The sequence below is a fragment of the Sulfidibacter corallicola genome (assembly GCF_017498545.1).
Classification (GTDB): Bacteria; Acidobacteriota; Holophagae; order Acanthopleuribacterales; family Acanthopleuribacteraceae; genus Sulfidibacter; species Sulfidibacter corallicola.
In genome coordinates, this window is record NZ_CP071793.1 from 3,600,661 (window position 1) to 3,617,062 (window position 16,402).

A 16,402-nucleotide genomic window follows, 5' to 3' on the forward strand; every position below is an offset into this window, starting at 1 on the left:
CGCCGGGCAACCGCTCCCCCATCCGCTTCGATGGCGGCGGTGGGACAATCACCCGAAACAGGACTTCCAGACTCGTGGCGATGCGCGCCCAGACGCGACCGCCACGGCGATCAATCGCCCTTGGTGACCCGCAGGATTTCCTCGACGGAAACCATGCCTTCCATCATCTTCTTCACACCGGCCATCCGCAGGGTATCCATGCCCTGTTCCATGGCCACTTCCCGAATTTCCGTGGAACTCGCGCCCATGACGATTGCTTCCTTGATCTCGGCGGAAAGGCTCATGACCTCGTAAAGCGCGATACGACCCTTGGCGCCCGTTCCCGAGCAGACCGGGCATCCGGCGCCCTTCATGATCTTGGTGTTGCGAATCTGTTCGGCCGTCATCCCCAACTGTTCCAAAACGGCGGCCGAGGTTTCCGCGGGTGTCAGGCATTTCTGGCAGACCTTGCGCGCAAGGCGCTGGGCCAGGATCAGGTTCACCGAGGAACTCACCAGGAAGGGCTCGATTCCCATGTTGATCAGGCGGTTGACGGTACTGGGCGCATCGTTGGTGTGCAGGGTACTGAGCACGAGGTGACCGGTCAAGGCGGCCTTGATGGAGATTTCCGCGGTTTCGAAGTCGCGAATCTCGCCCACCAGGATGACGTCAGGGTCTTGACGCAAGAACGAACGCAGTGCCGCGGCAAAGTTGAGGCCGATGTTGTCGGCCATCTGAACCTGGTTGATGCCCAGCAGGTTGTACTCGACCGGGTCTTCCGCGGTCATGATGTTGGTGTCTTCGTTATTCAACTCGGAGAGAGCTGAATACAGGGTCGTCGTTTTACCACTACCGGTCGGCCCGGTGACCAGAACCATACCCCACGGCTGACTGATGGCGTCGCGGAAGATGTCCAATGCCTCGGGATCGAAGCCGAGCTTGGTCATGTCGAGCTGGAGGTTGGTCTTGTCCAGGAGTCGCAGAACGATCTTCTCTCCGAACAGGGTCGGCAGCGAGGACACGCGAAAGTCCATTTCGCGACCGCGCCCGATTTTCAGCTTGATGCGGCCGTCCTGAGGCAGGCGCCGTTCGGCGATGTCCAGGTGAGCCATGACCTTGACGCGCGAGAGTACGGGCATCTTGAGCTGAACCGGCAGGGTCATGACGTTTTTCAGAACGCCGTCCAAGCGGTAACGCACGCGCATCTGCTTCTCGTAGGGTTCGATGTGGATATCGCTGACCTTCATGGTGATGGCCTTCAGCAGAATGCTGTTCACCAGCTTGATGATCGGTGCGTCCACGTTGGCGGAGAGCTGCTCTTCGTCGACGTCTTCCACGACCTCGATCTCGTCGACCGCACCGGAAACCAGAGAGTCGAAATCCTCCAACTCCATCATGGAGTCCGCCGCGAAATCGATAGACCCATCGCCGTCTTCCACAGCGGTCATGGCGTGATCGTCACTGATCCCCTCGAGAATGTCGTCCCCACCCAGGCGCACCACGCCGAGCAATTGCTCGATCTCCTCTTTGCGCGCCACGACCATTTCGATGTTGTAGCCCGTGATGAACTTGAGTTCGTCGGCAGCGAAGATGTTGGTAGGATCGCTAGTTGCGACGGTGATCGTCGAGCCACGGCGGCTGATCGGCACCACGGTGTGCTTTTTGAGCACCTTGATGGGGATCAGGCTGATCAATTCCGAATCGATTTCGCGATCCGCAAGACTGACGACGGGAATAATTTCCTGGGACACAAACAACTCCTTGCCAAGGGCGAGATAGGGTGACGGAATATGCGGGGGACGGCACCGCAAGTCCCGGTCACGAGGCGATCCTGATGGGGGCGATTTTATTTCATTATAGTCCCGCCATCTTAAAGCTCAAATGATCATTATTTTTTGGAAACGATTTCACGCGTACATTCACCATTGAAAGCCAGACCGAAGAGGATTGGCGCGATTAATCGGCTGTTGCGAGGGGGAGGAACCATTCGTTGTAGGCGTGCCGCGATTGAGGTTTCAGCTTCATCAGCTCCAACTTGCAGGTGTAGCCCACATCTTCATCCTTTTTGGAGACCTGCACGACGCGGCACAACAGCTCGACACTGTTCTCGCCATCTTCCAGAATCAACGCCCATTCTTCGTCCGGGTCGAGCAGAACCGACGATCGCAGGGTGATGGTTTGCTCCGTGAGGGAAAGAACCGAGGCATTCAGGAGCTCGCCGACGTTGACGGTGATTTTATAGAGGGGTTCGATGCGCGGTCCGCCGGAACGCTTTTCGCCGGGCGTATTTTCGCGCAGGAGATCCAATAAGTTGATCTCCGCCTTGCTGCGTTCCAAAACGAACTCGACCCCACCGGAATACATGGGTGTCTGAGAGCCGGAAGAATCGGGTCTCAGCTCGCTCAGGCTCCAGCGAACCACATTCGCCATGATCATGAAGTGACGTTCATTACACTTGAGATGAAACAAATATTGCTTGCCCACCGAGAGTGACTGGTTCGATTCGAGGGCCATGCCGATTTGGCTGATATCGCTGACGAGCGCGTCGAATACGCGTACCACGTAGACTTTGATCGGCCGAAGCCGGTCGATCTGCGGGTGAGCTATGTTTCCTGTCATGGGGAGCGCCATCCTATTTGAATGTAACAACCTATCTTACCAAAAAAAGTGAACCCAAAAGGTGCGGGTTCATACAAGGGTGACTGTGGCCTCAAAACTTTGGACTTGTGATTTCCCGCGAGTGCCTGTCTGAGTTATAGTATCGGTTAAAAACCCAGGTCTTTAAGGAAGATTTTATGGTTCAGCCGCCCGGCGACCGAGAGCAGACGGCACCATCGCCCCATGCCGACGCTCGGCAAGCCTCCCAATTCGAAGCAATCCAGAGTCTCCATGACGCGGCCGGAAACGGCGACAGTGCGCGCCTCAAGACCCTGCTGACGGAGGGCGCCACGTTGGAAGCACGGGATCACTCGGGCCGGACCCCCTTGATCACGGCTGCGGCGGCGGGCCAAAACGAGACCTTGATGCCGTTGATCGACGCCGGCGCCAACTTGAACGCCCGCGATCACAAGGGAGAGACGGCCTTGATTCTCGGGGCCAAGTCGGGCGATCAAACTTCCGTCAAGGCCCTGGCAAAGGCCGGCGCCGATTTGGATCAGAAAGACAAATGGGGCATGACGGCCCTGATGTGGTCGGCCCTCGAACGTCATTCCGAGGTGGCGGCGACCCTCATCGACCTGGGCGCGGACGCCACCCTCCGCAACAACGACCAATCCTCGGCCCTGATCTTTTCCGCGCGAAATGGCTTGCTCGCGGCGGTCGAAACCCTGATCGAAAAAGGGGCCGATTTACAGATTCGCGATAAATGGGGCATGAGCCCGCTGTTGTGGGCCGCCGGTGGCGGACACGGCTCGGTCGTTCGCCTGCTCTTGGAAAACGGCGTGGACCCCAACGAAACCAACAGCCAGGGTTGGTCCGCGCTGCTCTGGTGCCTGAAGGAATACCGGCAGACCCCCGAATTCGAGGAAGCGGTGTTGTCCCTGTTGAACTACGGCGCATCGACCGGACACAAACGCGACGACGAAACCGACTGCGCCATGCTGGCCGCAAAAGGCGGCTTCGACGCCCTGATCGACACCCTGTGGGAGTTCAAGGCCGATTTCCAGGGCCGCGATCACCACGGCATGACCCCGTTCATGTGGGCCTGCGCAGGCGGCCATACCGGAGTCGTCCGGCGCCTGATCGCACGGGGCATCGATGTTTTCGCCCGCAACAACCTGGAAATGACGCCCCTGATGCTGTGCGCCTTCGGCGGGCACACGGAAACCGCCCTGCCCCTGGTCGGTCACGGCATTTCCCTGGCCGCCCGCGATGTCAAGGGCCGCACCACCCTGATGTGGGCGGTTCGCGGTGGGCACCTACCCATGGTGGACCTGCTGCTGCGGATGGACGCCGGGCAACGGGAACGCGACAGCCTGGGTCGCTCGGCCCTGTTTCACGCGATCGGCGGCATCCACCAGGAAGAACCGCTCGAAGGGGAAATGCTGCATCTCTTGCCGGGAACCTTGGACGACAGCCCCACGCGACGCCGGCAGGATATCATTCGCGCGCTGATCCTCGGCGGTGCCGACCTCAAGGAACGCAATCAGGAAGGCAAGACGCCGTTCCTGGCCGCGGTGGCGGCCGGTGACGAGGAAACGGTTGGCCTGCTCGCGGAAAAGGGTGTCGACGTGCGCACCACCGACGGCCAGGGCCGCAACGCACTGATCCTCGCACTGCAGCACGGCCGGGTGGATCTGGTCGATTTCCTGCTCGAGCGCGGCCTCAAACTGGATTCGGAAGATTCGCGCGGGCAGTCCCTGATCAACCTGGCGGTTCAGTCCGGTCAAGCCAACAGCGTCGAACTCCTGCTCGATCGCGGGATCAACCCCAACCGGCGCGACGACAACGGCTGGATTCCCATCATGTGGGCCACCGCCCGCGTCAACCTGGAGCTCCTCAGCCAGTTGGTATCGCGCGGCGCCGACATCGACGGCTTCAACGAAGGCGGCAGCACCCCGCTCATGATCGCCTGTATGCGCGGCAATCTCCCCCTGGTCAACCACCTGTTGGAGATGGGCGCCAGAGTCAACAAACAGGACGAGCAGGGCAAGTCGGCACTGATGTACGCCGCCTTCAACGGCAGCGGCCCGGTAGTGGAACGGTTGATCGAAGCGGGCGCGGACGTGAACCAGACCGAGAAAACCGGGTCTTCGGCCTTTCAGATCGCCACCAGCCAGGAACACCGCGAACTGCTGCACGTCCTGTCACGCGCCGGAGCCGACATCAACGCGGCCGACAACCGCGGCCGGACGGCCCTGATCATCGCCGCATCCAAGGCCAAGATCATGATCATCTGCACCCTGCTCTGCCTGGGCGCGGACCCCAACAAGGTGACCCGTGCGGGTTGGACGGCGCTCATGTGGGCCGTCAGCAAATCGCACCCCGCGGCGGTCATCGCCCTGCTCGAAAACGGGGCCGATCCCCATTTCAGCAACGACATGGGCGAATCGATCCGGTCCCAGGTCTCGCAACCGATGATCGGCGAACTGCTGACGATCTACACCCGCGCCAAGAGCTGATCCGGCGAAAACCAACGCTCAAAACGCCCCCACGAAGTGCCGCACGGGCTCCGCGATTCAGTTGGGGTACAGCAGCGGTCGCAGGAAGGTCCCCGTATGGGAGCGCTCATCTTTGGCGACTTCCTCCGGCGTGCCGCAGGCCACCAACTCACCGCCGTTGACACCGCCTTCCGGTCCCATGTCGATGATGTAGTCGGCCGAGCGAATCACGTCGAGGTTGTGTTCGATCACGATTACGGTGTTGTTGTGATCCGTCAGGCGATGAATCACGTGAAGCAGCTTTTTCACATCGGCGAAGTGAAGCCCGGTCGTGGGCTCGTCGAGAATGTAGAGCGTGTTGCCCGTATCGCGCTTGCTGAGCTCCTTGCTGAGCTTGACCCGCTGCGCTTCGCCACCGGAAAGGGTGGTGGCGGGCTGGCCCAAACGAATGTAGGACAGCCCCACGTCCATCAGGGTCTGCAACCGGTTGCGCAGTTGATTGATGTTCTCGAAAAAGTGATAGGCTTCCTCGACGGTCATGTTCAACACGTCGTTGACGGTCTTGCCGCGATAGCGAATTTCGAGCGTTTCGCGGTTGTAGCGCTTGCCCTTGCATTGCTCGCAGGTCACGTAGACGTCGGGCAGAAAGTGCATTTCGATCTTGATCACGCCGGCGCCCTCGCAGACCTCGCAGCGACCGCCCTTGACGTTGAAGCTGAAGCGGCCCGGTTTGTAACCGCGGGCACGGGACTCGGGCACCGCCGCGAACAGGTCGCGCAAGGGGCCGAACAGGCCGACGTAGGTGGCCGGATTGGAACGCGGCGTCCGCCCGATGGGCGACTGATCGATCTCGATGATCTTGTCGAAGTACTGGAGCCCGCGAATTTCGTCGTGCTTGCCCGGGCGCACGCTGGATTTGTAGATCTGGCGTTGTGCGGCCTTGCTGAATATTTCGTGGATGAGGGTCGATTTACCGGACCCGGAGACCCCGGTCACGCAGGTGAACACCTTGGTGGGTATCTTGATCGTGACGTTCTTGAGATTGTTGTGGCGGGCACCGACGATGGTCACCATCTTGCGGCGATCGAACTTGCGTCGCTTCTCGGGAACGGGAATCGATTCGCGTCCGCTGAGAAACATGCCCGTCAGCGAGGTCGGATGCTTCTTGATGTCCTCGGGTGGTCCGGAAAACACCACTTCCCCACCGTGTTCGCCGGCACCGAGGCCGATGTCCACCAGGTAGTCGGCCTCGGCGATCGTTTCCTCGTCGTGCTCGACGACGAGCACCGTGTTGCCCAGATCACGCATGCTCTTGAGCGTGTCCAACAGACGGCGGTTATCGCGCTGGTGCAGGCCGATGGAGGGTTCGTCGAGCACGTAGAGGACACCCATCAACTTGGACCCGATCTGGGTGGCGAGCCGGATGCGCTGACTCTCGCCGCCCGAAAGGGTGCCGGCGGAACGGTTAAGGGTCAGGTAGCCCAAACCCACGTCGTGCAGGAACTTGAGCCGTTCCACCACTTCCTTCAGGATCTTCTCGGCGATCAGGACCTCGTTGCCCTCCAGTTCCATCTCGGAGAAGGCCTGGAGCGCATCGGCGACGGAGAGTTTGGTGTAATGGGCGACGTTTTCGCCGCGGATCTTGACGGCCAGGGACATGGGCTTGAGGCGGTCGCCGTGACAGGCCGAACAGGGCGTCATCGCCATGAAGCCCTGGAAGGTTTCGCGTACTCGCGGTGAATTGGTATCGCGGTAGCGGCGCGCCATGTGGGGGATCACGCCTTCGAAGCGCACCTCGAACTCGTATTGATCCTCTTCGCCCTCGTAGACGAAATTCACGTTGGCGTCATCGCCGTAGAGCAGAATCTTCCGCATCTGCTCGGACAGGTCCTTGAACGGCGTGTTCAGCGAGAAGCAATAGTGCTTGGCGAGTTGCTTGACCATGGAGGCCAGCCAGGAATCGCGACCCGCGTCCAGCAGGGAGATCGCACCCTTGTTGATGCTCTTGGAGGGATCGGGGACCACCAACTCGGGGTCGAACTCGCGCTTTTCACCGAGTCCGTCGCAGCGGGCACAGGCGCCGTGAGGCGAGTTGAACGAGAAATCGCGCGGTTGCAGTTCCGGAAAAGAGAGATTGCAGTGCAGGCAGACGAGGTGTTCGCTCATGTAGATCGGCTCGCGATCCTCGTCCTTGGGAAAATCGATCTTGACGAGACCTTCACCCAGCTCGAGCGCGGTTTCGACGCTGTCGGCGAGGCGGTCGCGCTTTTCGGGGTCGATCTTGACGCGATCGACGACCACCTCGATGGTGTGGCGGAAATTCTTGTCCAGTTGGGGCGGCTCTTCCAACCGGATCAACTCACCGTCGACCAGGGCCCGGGTATAGCCCTTGGTTTTCAAATCGACGAACAGCTTCTTGTATTCGCCCTTGCGGTCGCGAACGACCGGGGCCAGAAGCTGCAACGCGGTTTTGGGCGGGTAGGCCAGCAACGCCTCGACGATCTGGGTAGCAGACTGGCTGACGATCGGGCGGTCGCATTCGGGACAATGGGGGTGACCGATGCGTGCGAACAACAGACGCAGGTAGTCGTAGATCTCGGTCACGGTGGCCACCGTCGAACGCGGATTCCGGCTGGTGGTCTTCTGTTCAATGGAGATCGCGGGGCTCAATCCTTCGATGGACTCCACATCGGGTTTTTCCATTTGATCGAGGAATTGGCGCGCATAGGCCGAGAGCGACTCCACGTAACGCCGCTGGCCCTCGGCATAAATCGTGTCGAACGCAAGTGACGACTTGCCCGATCCGGAAACCCCCGTGATCACCACCAGGCGGTTGCGCGGAATGGATACGTCGACACTTTTGAGATTGTGCTCTTTGGCACCTTTCACATGGATGAACTGTTCGGACACGATCGGGGCCTCCTCAGGGACATCTCACCAACCCAACTCGAGCGCACGGATCTTAGCCGGATGCGCCGGAAGGGGTCAAGTGAGAGAGGGCGGGTTTCCCCGATTCCGCCGTGCACCGGGGGAATCGGGGGTCATGAAGTGGGAAGCGCGATGTCCTGGAAAATCAGCGCGTCAAACCGCGGCCGTCTCGACCGAATCGGTCGCTTCCACGTTCCGGGAAAATTTACATTCCTGGTTGGTGCAGTAGTGCACCGTTTCCTTCTTGCGCACTTTCTCGTAAAGCGTGGGCGCGGCACAATTGGGACAGGCTTCGCCAGTGGGCTTGTCCCAGGAGACGAAATCGCACTTGGGATACTGGGTACAGCCGTAGAAAACCTTGCCACGACGCGACTTGCGCACCTGAATGTCGCCCTCGCAGTTGTCTTTCGGACATTTGACACCCACCAGTTCCTTGTGGATGTACTTGCATTCCGGGTAATTGGAACAGGCGATGAACTCGCCGTAGCGGCCGTGGCGACGCACCAGGTCGTGCCCGCATTCGGGACACGGCTTGTTGAGCGCCTCGGGGGCCTCGTTCACCTTGCCGATCATGCCCTTCAACATCGGCATTTCGGTGGTGGTGGGATCCACATCCTTGATGCGCTTGGCGAAGGTACACTCGGGATAATTGGAACAGGACAGGAACTGCCCGTAACGGCCGGTCTTGATCACGACCTTGCTGCCGCAGCTCTCGCACTTGATGTCCGTTTCCAGACCGTCGCGCTTGATGTTGGGCATGTTGGACTCGGCGTCCTTGAGATTGGTCTCGAAGCCCTGGTAGAAATCGCCCAACAGGCCTTTCCAGGTGACGGCACCGGCTTCCACATCGTCGAGCCGGTTTTCCATTCGCGCGGTGTACTTGGTATCCATGAGATCCGGGAACGAATCCTTGAGCAGGCTGGTCACCACCATGCCCAAGTCGGTGGGCAGGAAGCGGCTCTCGCGCTTTTCCACGTAATCGCGGTTCTGGATGGTGGCGATGATGGCCGCGTAGGTCGAGGGTCGGCCGATGCCGTTTTCCTCGAGTGCCTTGACCAGCGAGGCTTCGGTGTAGCGCGACGGCGGTTTGGTGTGGTTCTGGTTCTTTTCCAGTTCCAGGACCTTCAGGATCTCGCCTTCCTGGAGGTTGGGCAGATCGCTGCCGGTGCCCTCGCCGGATTTCTCGCTGCCGGACTCGATGTAGAGGGTGGTGAAACCGGGGAAGGTGGTCACCAGGCCCTTGACCTCGAAGGATCCGGGGCCGGCCTCGATCTCGATGACGGTCTCGTCCATTTCCTTGGCGGCCATCTGCGAGGCGACGAAACGCTTCCAGATCAGGATGTAGAGCCGAAGCTCGTCCTTGTCCAGATACTTGCTGAGATACTGGGGCGTGAACTCCACGTGGGTCGGGCGAATCGCCTCGTGACCGTCCTGGATGTTCTTTTTCTGGGGAACGCGACGCGGCTGATTGGGCAGGTAACGGTCTTCGTATTCCTGGGTGATGAAGTCGCGAACCTGGTTGATGGCCTCTTCGCTGACGCGCATGGAGTCGGTACGCATGTAGGTGATCAAACCGATCGGCTCCCCGTCGATCTCGATCCCTTCGTAAAGCTTCTGGGCCAGCATCATGGTCTTCTTGACGGTGAAGCTGAGGGCCCGCGAGGCTTCCTGCTGCAATTTGGAAGTGGTGAACGGCGGCGGCGGATTCTGCTTCTTGGCCTTGCGCTTGATGGCCACGACCTTGAATTCGGATTGCCGCAGAATGCCCTCGATCTCGGCGGCCTGCTCGGCGTTCTCGATGGTCCGCTTGGCTTCCTTGTTGCCCTGACGCAACGTCTCGCCGTCCCACTTGATCAGCTTCGCCTTGAAATTGGGCTTTTCGCTGCCTTCGAGCTGGGTGGCGAAGGTCCAGTACTCGATCGGCACGAAAGCCAGGATCTCGTACTCGCGGTCGACGATCATGCGCAGGGCGACCGATTGCACCCGGCCGGCCGAAATACCGCGCTTCACCTTCTTCCACAGGACCGGGCTGATCATGTAGCCCACCAATCGGTCCAGGATGCGGCGCGCCTGCTGCGCATCCACCAGGTTCTGATTGACGATGCCGGGCGATTCGATGGCCGCCTGTACGGCCTTTTTGGTGATCTCGTTGAACATGACCCGGAAAACCGGCTTGTCCTTGGGAATGACCTCGTGCTGGAGGTGCCAACAAATGGCCTCTCCCTCGCGATCGGGGTCAGGGGCCAAGAACACGGAGTCCGCTTTTTTGGCTTCGCTTTTCAGCTCTGAAATGACCTTTCGCTTCGAAGGCATGGCCGCGTAGTCCGGCTCGAATTCCGCCTCGATGTCGACGCCCAACTTGTTGGTGGGCAAATCGCGAATATGGCCCATCGAGGCCAGAACCTTGAAGTCCTTGCCAAGGTATTTGTTAATGGTCTTGGCTTTCGCGGGTGACTCCACGATGACCAGGGATTTTCCCATGCCTCTCTCCTAAACCGCTGTGTGCAACGGGTTGCGAAGGTAACATTGACCAGGTCGGCGCTCGACCATATTTCGACTCTCGAGTTCCAAAAGCTTCGCAACCACTCGTCCCGTCGCCGTGTCCAGCTCGGCTACTATAGTATCTAAAGGGACGGGAGCAAAAGCGTCAAGCCTATCATAAATTTTTAGAGCGAGGGGATCTTTGAGTCCAGAAGAAGCCGACACCGCCTCGGAAACGCTTGCCTGGCGCAGCCAACCCATCCATTCCGCAAGGGTTTCCGGCGAGTCGACCAACTGGGCCTCGCCGCGCATGACCAGCCCGTTGGGGCCCGCGGAGGCGGGATGATGGTAGGGACCGGGCAGCGCGAAAAGTTCGCGGCCCTGGGCCAAACAGTGGCGTGCGGTGATCAGGGAACCGGATCGCTCGCGGGCCTGTACCACCAGGACCGCATGACTCAAACCGCTGATGATGCGATTGCGGATCGGGAAATGGTGCGCGCGCGGGGTGGCGTCCGGAGGGAACTCGCTGAGCAGGCAGCCACCTTCGCTGGCGATGCGATCGGCCAGGTCGCGATGGGCCGGCGGATAGACGGCATCAAGGCCGCTGCCCAGGACCGCGGCGGTCGTGCCGCCCACGGAGAGGGCACCCAGGTGCGCGCGGCCGTCGATGCCCAGCGCCAAACCCGAAACGAGCGTCACGCCGCGCCGGGCCAAATCGCCGGCAAAGTGAAAGGCGGCTTGATAACCGTAGTGATTACAGGCTCGCGCACCCACGATCGCGGCACAGGGTCGATTCAGGCAAGCCAGGTCGCCGCGGTAGAAAAGCACCAACGGCGGGTCGTCGAGCGGCGCGAGCATGACGGGATAATCGGTGTCACCAAGACAGGTGACCGAAATGCCACGACGCGTCAGGTCCGCGTGTAGGCGGGCCGCATCTTCCTTGCGAACCCGAGGAATCCCCTCGGCCGCGAGCGCCAGCTCGGCCCACTCGCGCGGACCCAGGCCAAGCTTGTGCTGCCGCGCCTTCTGGTAGGCCCGCAGCAAGGGCAGAGGTCCCCGCCGAGCGCTTGCCGCGAAAACCAGCGCGTTTCGGAATTCCTCGATATTTTGGTAAAACATAACCACCAACATAGAGACATCCCCCGCACCCGTCAAGGACAAGCCTTGTTTTCTTTTGGAGACGGTGGCGCGTCCTCGAGGCGACAAAAGCCCCGTGGCTCAAGGAAGTGCAAAAAGCCATGGGTGCAGAATAAGGCTGTCCCTTTAAAGATATTTAGACGAAGTAGTGGGAATCCGATCCGGTTTTGGCATAAAATTTCATGCAACCCTTGTTTCCATAGCGTTTTCCATCTCATTTCCAAGGAAATGAACAGACATGCCTCCACGGCGCCCAATCCATCCAAGGAGACCAAATGAAGGCAAAAGCGGTTTTCACCCTGGTACTCGGGGTCGTTCTCTTGGCGTGGGGCTGCGGCAGCTCCACCGCCAAGAAGAAGCCCAGACTCGACCGCGCCATTTTGGGTGAGGAACTGGAATTCGGACGAAAAGCGGCGGAATTCGACTTGTGGCAGGAAGCCATTTTCCGTTGGGAAAAAGTGAAGGCCGCCGACCCAGGCAACCACCAGGCCACCAACAACCTCGCCGTCGCCTATGAATCGGTGGGCGATTACCAGAGAGCTTTGGATCTATATAAAGAAGCTCTCGAACTGGACGAGGATTCGGCCGACATACGGAAGAATTACAAGCGGTTTCTCAGTTTCTATAAAAGACACCAGCAGCAACTGGCACGAGAACGGCGCATCAAGGCTCGCAAAGCCGCCGAATCGAGTGTCGAATCCCAGGAAGCGCCTGTCGACGAAGGAGGCCAGTAGTGCATCTTTCACGAGTCCCCGGTCTCGGTTCGAACGCGAACCGACTTTGTTCATTCCTGATCCCCCTGGCCCTGGTACTGACGCTTTCGAACTGCGGCAGTTCGGGTCGCGCGGTGCGCATCGAACTCCCGTTACCGCCGAAGTTGGACCTGACCGACTTCAACTACGTGTACTTTCCGGGCTTCGTCGCCAACGTGAAGGGCGCCAGTTTCGATACCGAACAAACCGCCATCAACTTTTTCGTCCGCGAATTCCGGCGCAAGGAAGTCATGCCGGTACTGGATGAGGACAAGGTGGACCTCAGCGGCAAGGACCCGCGCAACTTTTTCGCACGGCAACAACCGTTTTTCCGCCAATTCCATTTCAATCACGCGGAAGAGACCCTGGCCGTTACGGGCATCATTTCCTTCAATATCCTGGACCGCAGCGGCTTCAAAGATGTCACCACCACCGATGCATTCGGGCGTCGGTTCAATCGCAGCCAGTTTGTCGAGGTCACCGGCTTCAACCTCGATCTGCAAATCTTCGTCTACGAGCTCAACGAAGGCAAACTCCTGTACCGAGGCGTTTTACGCGACTCGACCGACCTCGAGGGGACCAATATCGACGAGCAGTTGGTCTTCAACGAATTGCTGCAACGCGTATCGGAACGAGTCCTCGGCCTGTTCACCAATACGGTGGTCAAAGCGGAGCGCAGCCTTTTGTAGCCGGATTCAACACACAACACAAGACCGGCGACGATTTGGGCACCGGTCACGCGGGATCCACGACTTGAAAGGAAACAAGGGGTCCCAGGTCGCAACGAGGAGGTACAGGTCTTGAGCGCAAAGGTTTACGCCAAACGACACGGCCGCGGGCACATGGGGCCACGATTTGTGGGGATGTTGTTGATCCTGCTGCTGACTCCCATGCTGTTCGCGCGGGGCAAGAACAAGATTCCCTATGAGGACTTCGACTGGAAAGTCTATCACTCCGAGCATTTCAAGGTGTTCTATTACGAAGAAGAGGCCCAGCTCCTGCCGACCGTGGTCGATATGAGCGAGGCCGCCTACAAGAAGGTTTCCGAAAAGCTCCAACACGAGCTGGACTTCAAGGTACCGCTGATCTTCTTCAAGACCCACGAAGAGTTCGAGCTTACCAACATCTTTCCCGGCTTCATTCCACGCGCGGTCGGCGCCTTCGCCGAACCCTTCCAGAGCCGCATGGTGCTGCCCTTCGACCAGGAACCCGAAAAGAACTTCGCGCTGATCACTCACGAGCTGACCCACATCTTCCAGTACGACATGTTCTACAACAACCGGATCAGCGCCATCCTGCGGGCCAACGCACCGACCTGGTTCATCGAGGGCATGGCATCCTACGTGGGTGACGACGAGGACAACCTGGATCGCATGGTCCTGCGGGACGCGGCGATCAGCTCCAACTTCGCCTCGCTGGGCAATTTCACCAGCCTGTCGTTCATCGCCTACCGCATCGGTCACTCGGCGTTCGACTACATCGAACAGAACTATGGCATCGAAGGCGTGCGCAACTTCCTGTGGCAATACCGCAAGAACATCACGGGCAACGTCTCGGCGGCCATCGAACGGGCCTTCGAGATTTCGGTCGAGGACTTCGACCGTCAATTCCGCAAGTACCTGCGCAAGCAATACGTCACCCTGCTCCCGATCAAAGAGGAACCGGATGATCACGCGCGCGAGATTCGCACGCAAAAGGCCATCACGACCCTCTCCCCCGAACTGTCTCCCAGCGGTGACCTGTTCGCGGCCATCGTGCCCATCAAGAACGAGCTGGACCTGGTCCTGATCTCCACCAAGGACGGCCGGATCTTCAAGAACCTGACCCGTGGGTACACCAACCGCTTCACCGAAATCAACGTGGGCGCCTTCTCCGGCATCAACGACCTGGCCTGGCGCGCGGACGGCAACGAACTGGTGTTCTCGGCCCGCAAGGAAGGCTCCAACCGCATCTACGTGGTCAACGTCCTCACCGGGCGCATCACCGACGAGATCAAGTTCACCGGCCTGCGCGACGCCCAATCGCCGGTGTTCTCCCAAGACGGCGAAACGCTGTACTTCGTCGGCAACGTCGGCGGTCTCTACGACGTCTTCAGCTACGACCGCCAGAGCGAAACCCTGACCAACCTGACGAACGACGAGCACCTGGACCGCAACCCGCGCCTCAGCCCGGACGGCAAGGAACTGCTGTACTCCTCCAGCCGTCGCGGCTTCTTCAAGATCTTCGCCCTGAATCTGGGCAACCGCGAAAAGACCCAGTTGACCTCCGGTCTCGGCAACGACATCCAAGCCTCCTACAGCCAGGACATGGATCGGATCTACTTCAGCTCCGATCGCTTCGACGACATCTACAACATTTATGAACTCGACCTGGAATCCGGCTTGAAAAAGCAGTACACCAACATTTTGACCGGCGCCTTTTCGCCGCAGGAACGCATCATCTTCGACCACAAGGAAGGCGAAGAGACTCGTCAGCTGGTCTTCACCGCCTATTATCAAGGCCGCTACCGGGTGTACCGCATGGACAAGCCGGAAGAGCGCGAAGAAGTCTACGACGTTTCCCAGGACAACTACGCGAACGTCAAGAACTACAAGATGAGCGCGAACGTGGTCCTGCAGGACGAGCAGTTCAAAGAGTACCGCATGCGGCGCAACTTCTCGATCAGCAACGTCAACGTCAACGTGGGTACCACCGATGACGGTCGTTTCATCTCGAATTCTGCGATCTCGTTTTCCGACGTGCTGGGCGACCACGTACTCGACGTCAGCAGCTATTCGGTCTCCAGCCTGGAAAACTACTACGCCAATTACCTCAATCGCACGCGCCGACTGCAGTGGGGCGCGACCTTCAACTCCCGCCAGGAGTTCTTCGTCGACCGCTTCACGGCCGCCCGATTCAACGAACGCCTGGACCGCACCTACAAGAACGTCAGCCTGGGCGCCTACATGCGCTACCCGTTCTCCTTGTACAACCGTGTCGATCTGGGCGGCGGCTTCACCGACCAGGACGTATTCCGCTTCGTGCGCAACGAAGAGGGGCCGGGATTCTTCTACCGCCAGGTGGATTTCTCCGAACCCTACGCGTACGTCAACTTCTCGAGGGACACGCTGCGCTACCAGCGATGGGGCCCCCAACACGGCATGGCACTGGACGTGGGCGCGACCACCGTGTTCAACCAGTACGAAACCTACAATTTCGACTTCCGCGCCTATCGCGAACTCACCCGCCGCTCCCTGATCGCCCACCGCACGATCTACAACCAGAGTGACGGCGACACCCCCGAATTCTTCGCCCTGGGCGGGAACAACAACCTGCGGGGTGACTTCGGATACCAGGAATTCGTGGGCTCTCGCCGGTTCCTGACCCAGTTGGAACTGCGCTTCCCGCTCGTGGATCAGATCCGCTTCCCGGGCTTCTCCTTCGCCAACATTCGCGGCGCCTTCTTCGTGGATGCCGGCGGAGCCTGGTTCGACGAGTTCGACTTCGAATGGGAATTTCAGGACAGCGAGGCCGATCCCAACGATCCCGACTCGACGCCTTGGGATCCCGACAATCCCGATCCGCGCTACCTGCTGGGTGCCTACGGGTTCGAGATCAGCATGAACCTGTTGGGCCTGGAGGTCCACTGGACCTGGGCCAAGCGCACCAATTTCGACGAGTTCCCCTCCAGCAGCCGCTTCAGCTTCTGGATCGGCCGCAAGTTCTGAGGCTTCAACTCGAGCGAATCCAAGCACAAAGATCGAACCACCAAGGCCGCCCACTGCAACCGGGCGGCCTTTTTCGTAAGCCCGCTCCGGACCGGGTTTTCGTCGTTCGCCCCATCACTTTTTGCGGAGAACAAATCAAGACTTTCATGAATTTGTCCGAAAGATCAGCTAAGATCGCAGAAACGATACGATTCCAGACCGATGCTTTCCCTGAGATGCCGGTACCATTCGACCGAAAATCCGCTAATCCCGAGGGTGTTTGATTCGAACGGTGTAGCCTTCCGACGCACGCCGCCCCGACGCGCTCAGTTCCAACGCC

General features: G+C 59.5%; 9 protein-coding genes. 4 read left to right on the forward strand and 5 right to left on the reverse strand.

All coding sequences use genetic code 11. The features are described 5' to 3' along the window. Positions 1-110 precede the first annotated feature (110 nt). Together pilB and J3U87_RS10340 are read right to left on the reverse strand one after the other, a co-directional pair. Positions 111-1,730: a type IV-A pilus assembly ATPase PilB gene (gene pilB, locus J3U87_RS10335; protein ID WP_237382968.1), complete on the reverse strand. Its 1,620-nt coding sequence runs from the start codon at positions 1,728-1,730 to the stop codon at positions 111-113. 205 nt (positions 1,731-1,935) lie between these two features. Then, positions 1,936-2,598 carry a hypothetical protein gene (locus J3U87_RS10340; RefSeq protein ID WP_237382969.1) on the reverse strand — a complete coding sequence of 221 codons (663 nt, stop codon included), beginning with the start codon at positions 2,596-2,598 and terminating at the stop codon, positions 1,936-1,938. 176 nt (positions 2,599-2,774) lie between these two features. On the opposite strand from J3U87_RS10340, the gene J3U87_RS10345 reads away from it, so the two are divergent. Then, a complete protein-coding gene (locus tag J3U87_RS10345; protein ID WP_237382970.1) occupies positions 2,775-5,099 on the forward strand; it encodes an ankyrin repeat domain-containing protein in 2,325 nt (774 codons plus the stop codon). Positions 5,100-5,156: 57 nt separating this feature from the next. Here the strand turns inward: J3U87_RS10345 and uvrA are convergent, their stop codons facing one another. The 3 genes from uvrA to dprA form a co-directional block, all read right to left on the reverse strand. Continuing rightward, complete coding sequence (gene uvrA / locus J3U87_RS10350; RefSeq protein ID WP_237382971.1) at positions 5,157-7,988, reverse strand: excinuclease ABC subunit UvrA; 2,832 nt, start codon at positions 7,986-7,988, stop codon at positions 5,157-5,159. A 171-nt stretch (positions 7,989-8,159) separates the two neighbouring features. Then, the gene (gene topA / locus J3U87_RS10355) at positions 8,160-10,487 is read right to left on the reverse strand and encodes a type I DNA topoisomerase (protein WP_237382972.1); all 2,328 of its coding nucleotides are present in this window, start codon (positions 10,485-10,487) and stop codon (positions 8,160-8,162) included. A gap of 9 nt (positions 10,488-10,496) precedes the next feature. Beyond that, positions 10,497-11,618, reverse strand: coding sequence for a DNA-processing protein DprA (gene dprA / locus J3U87_RS10360; RefSeq protein WP_237382973.1), 1,122 nt, complete (start codon positions 11,616-11,618; stop codon positions 10,497-10,499). Positions 11,619-11,899: 281 nt separating this feature from the next. Here dprA and J3U87_RS10365 point away from each other — a divergent pair, with 281 nt between their 5' ends. From J3U87_RS10365 to J3U87_RS10375, 3 genes are all read left to right on the forward strand, one after another. Continuing rightward, the gene (locus tag J3U87_RS10365) at positions 11,900-12,358 is read left to right on the forward strand and encodes a tetratricopeptide repeat protein (protein ID WP_237382974.1); all 459 of its coding nucleotides are present in this window, start codon (positions 11,900-11,902) and stop codon (positions 12,356-12,358) included. Continuing rightward, the gene (locus J3U87_RS10370; protein ID WP_237382975.1) at positions 12,358-13,065 is read left to right on the forward strand and encodes a hypothetical protein; all 708 of its coding nucleotides are present in this window, start codon (positions 12,358-12,360) and stop codon (positions 13,063-13,065) included. The genes J3U87_RS10365 and J3U87_RS10370 overlap by 1 nt, the downstream gene beginning before the upstream one ends. A 111-nt stretch (positions 13,066-13,176) precedes the next feature. Continuing rightward, positions 13,177-16,083, forward strand: coding sequence for a hypothetical protein (locus tag J3U87_RS10375; RefSeq protein ID WP_237382976.1), 2,907 nt, complete (start codon positions 13,177-13,179; stop codon positions 16,081-16,083). Positions 16,084-16,402: the final 319 nt, after the last annotated feature.

Coding starts and splice junctions, on each gene's coding strand:
- J3U87_RS10345 (WP_237382970.1), top strand. CDS start 2,775: ATGGTTCAGCCGCCCGGCGACCGAGAGCAGACGGCACCATCGCCCCAT.
- J3U87_RS10365 (WP_237382974.1), top strand. CDS start 11,900: ATGAAGGCAAAAGCGGTTTTCACCCTGGTACTCGGGGTCGTTCTCTTG.
- topA (WP_237382972.1), bottom strand. CDS start 10,487: ATGGGAAAATCCCTGGTCATCGTGGAGTCACCCGCGAAAGCCAAGACC.
- J3U87_RS10340 (WP_237382969.1), bottom strand. CDS start 2,598: ATGACAGGAAACATAGCTCACCCGCAGATCGACCGGCTTCGGCCGATC.
- dprA (WP_237382973.1), bottom strand. CDS start 11,618: ATGTTGGTGGTTATGTTTTACCAAAATATCGAGGAATTCCGAAACGCG.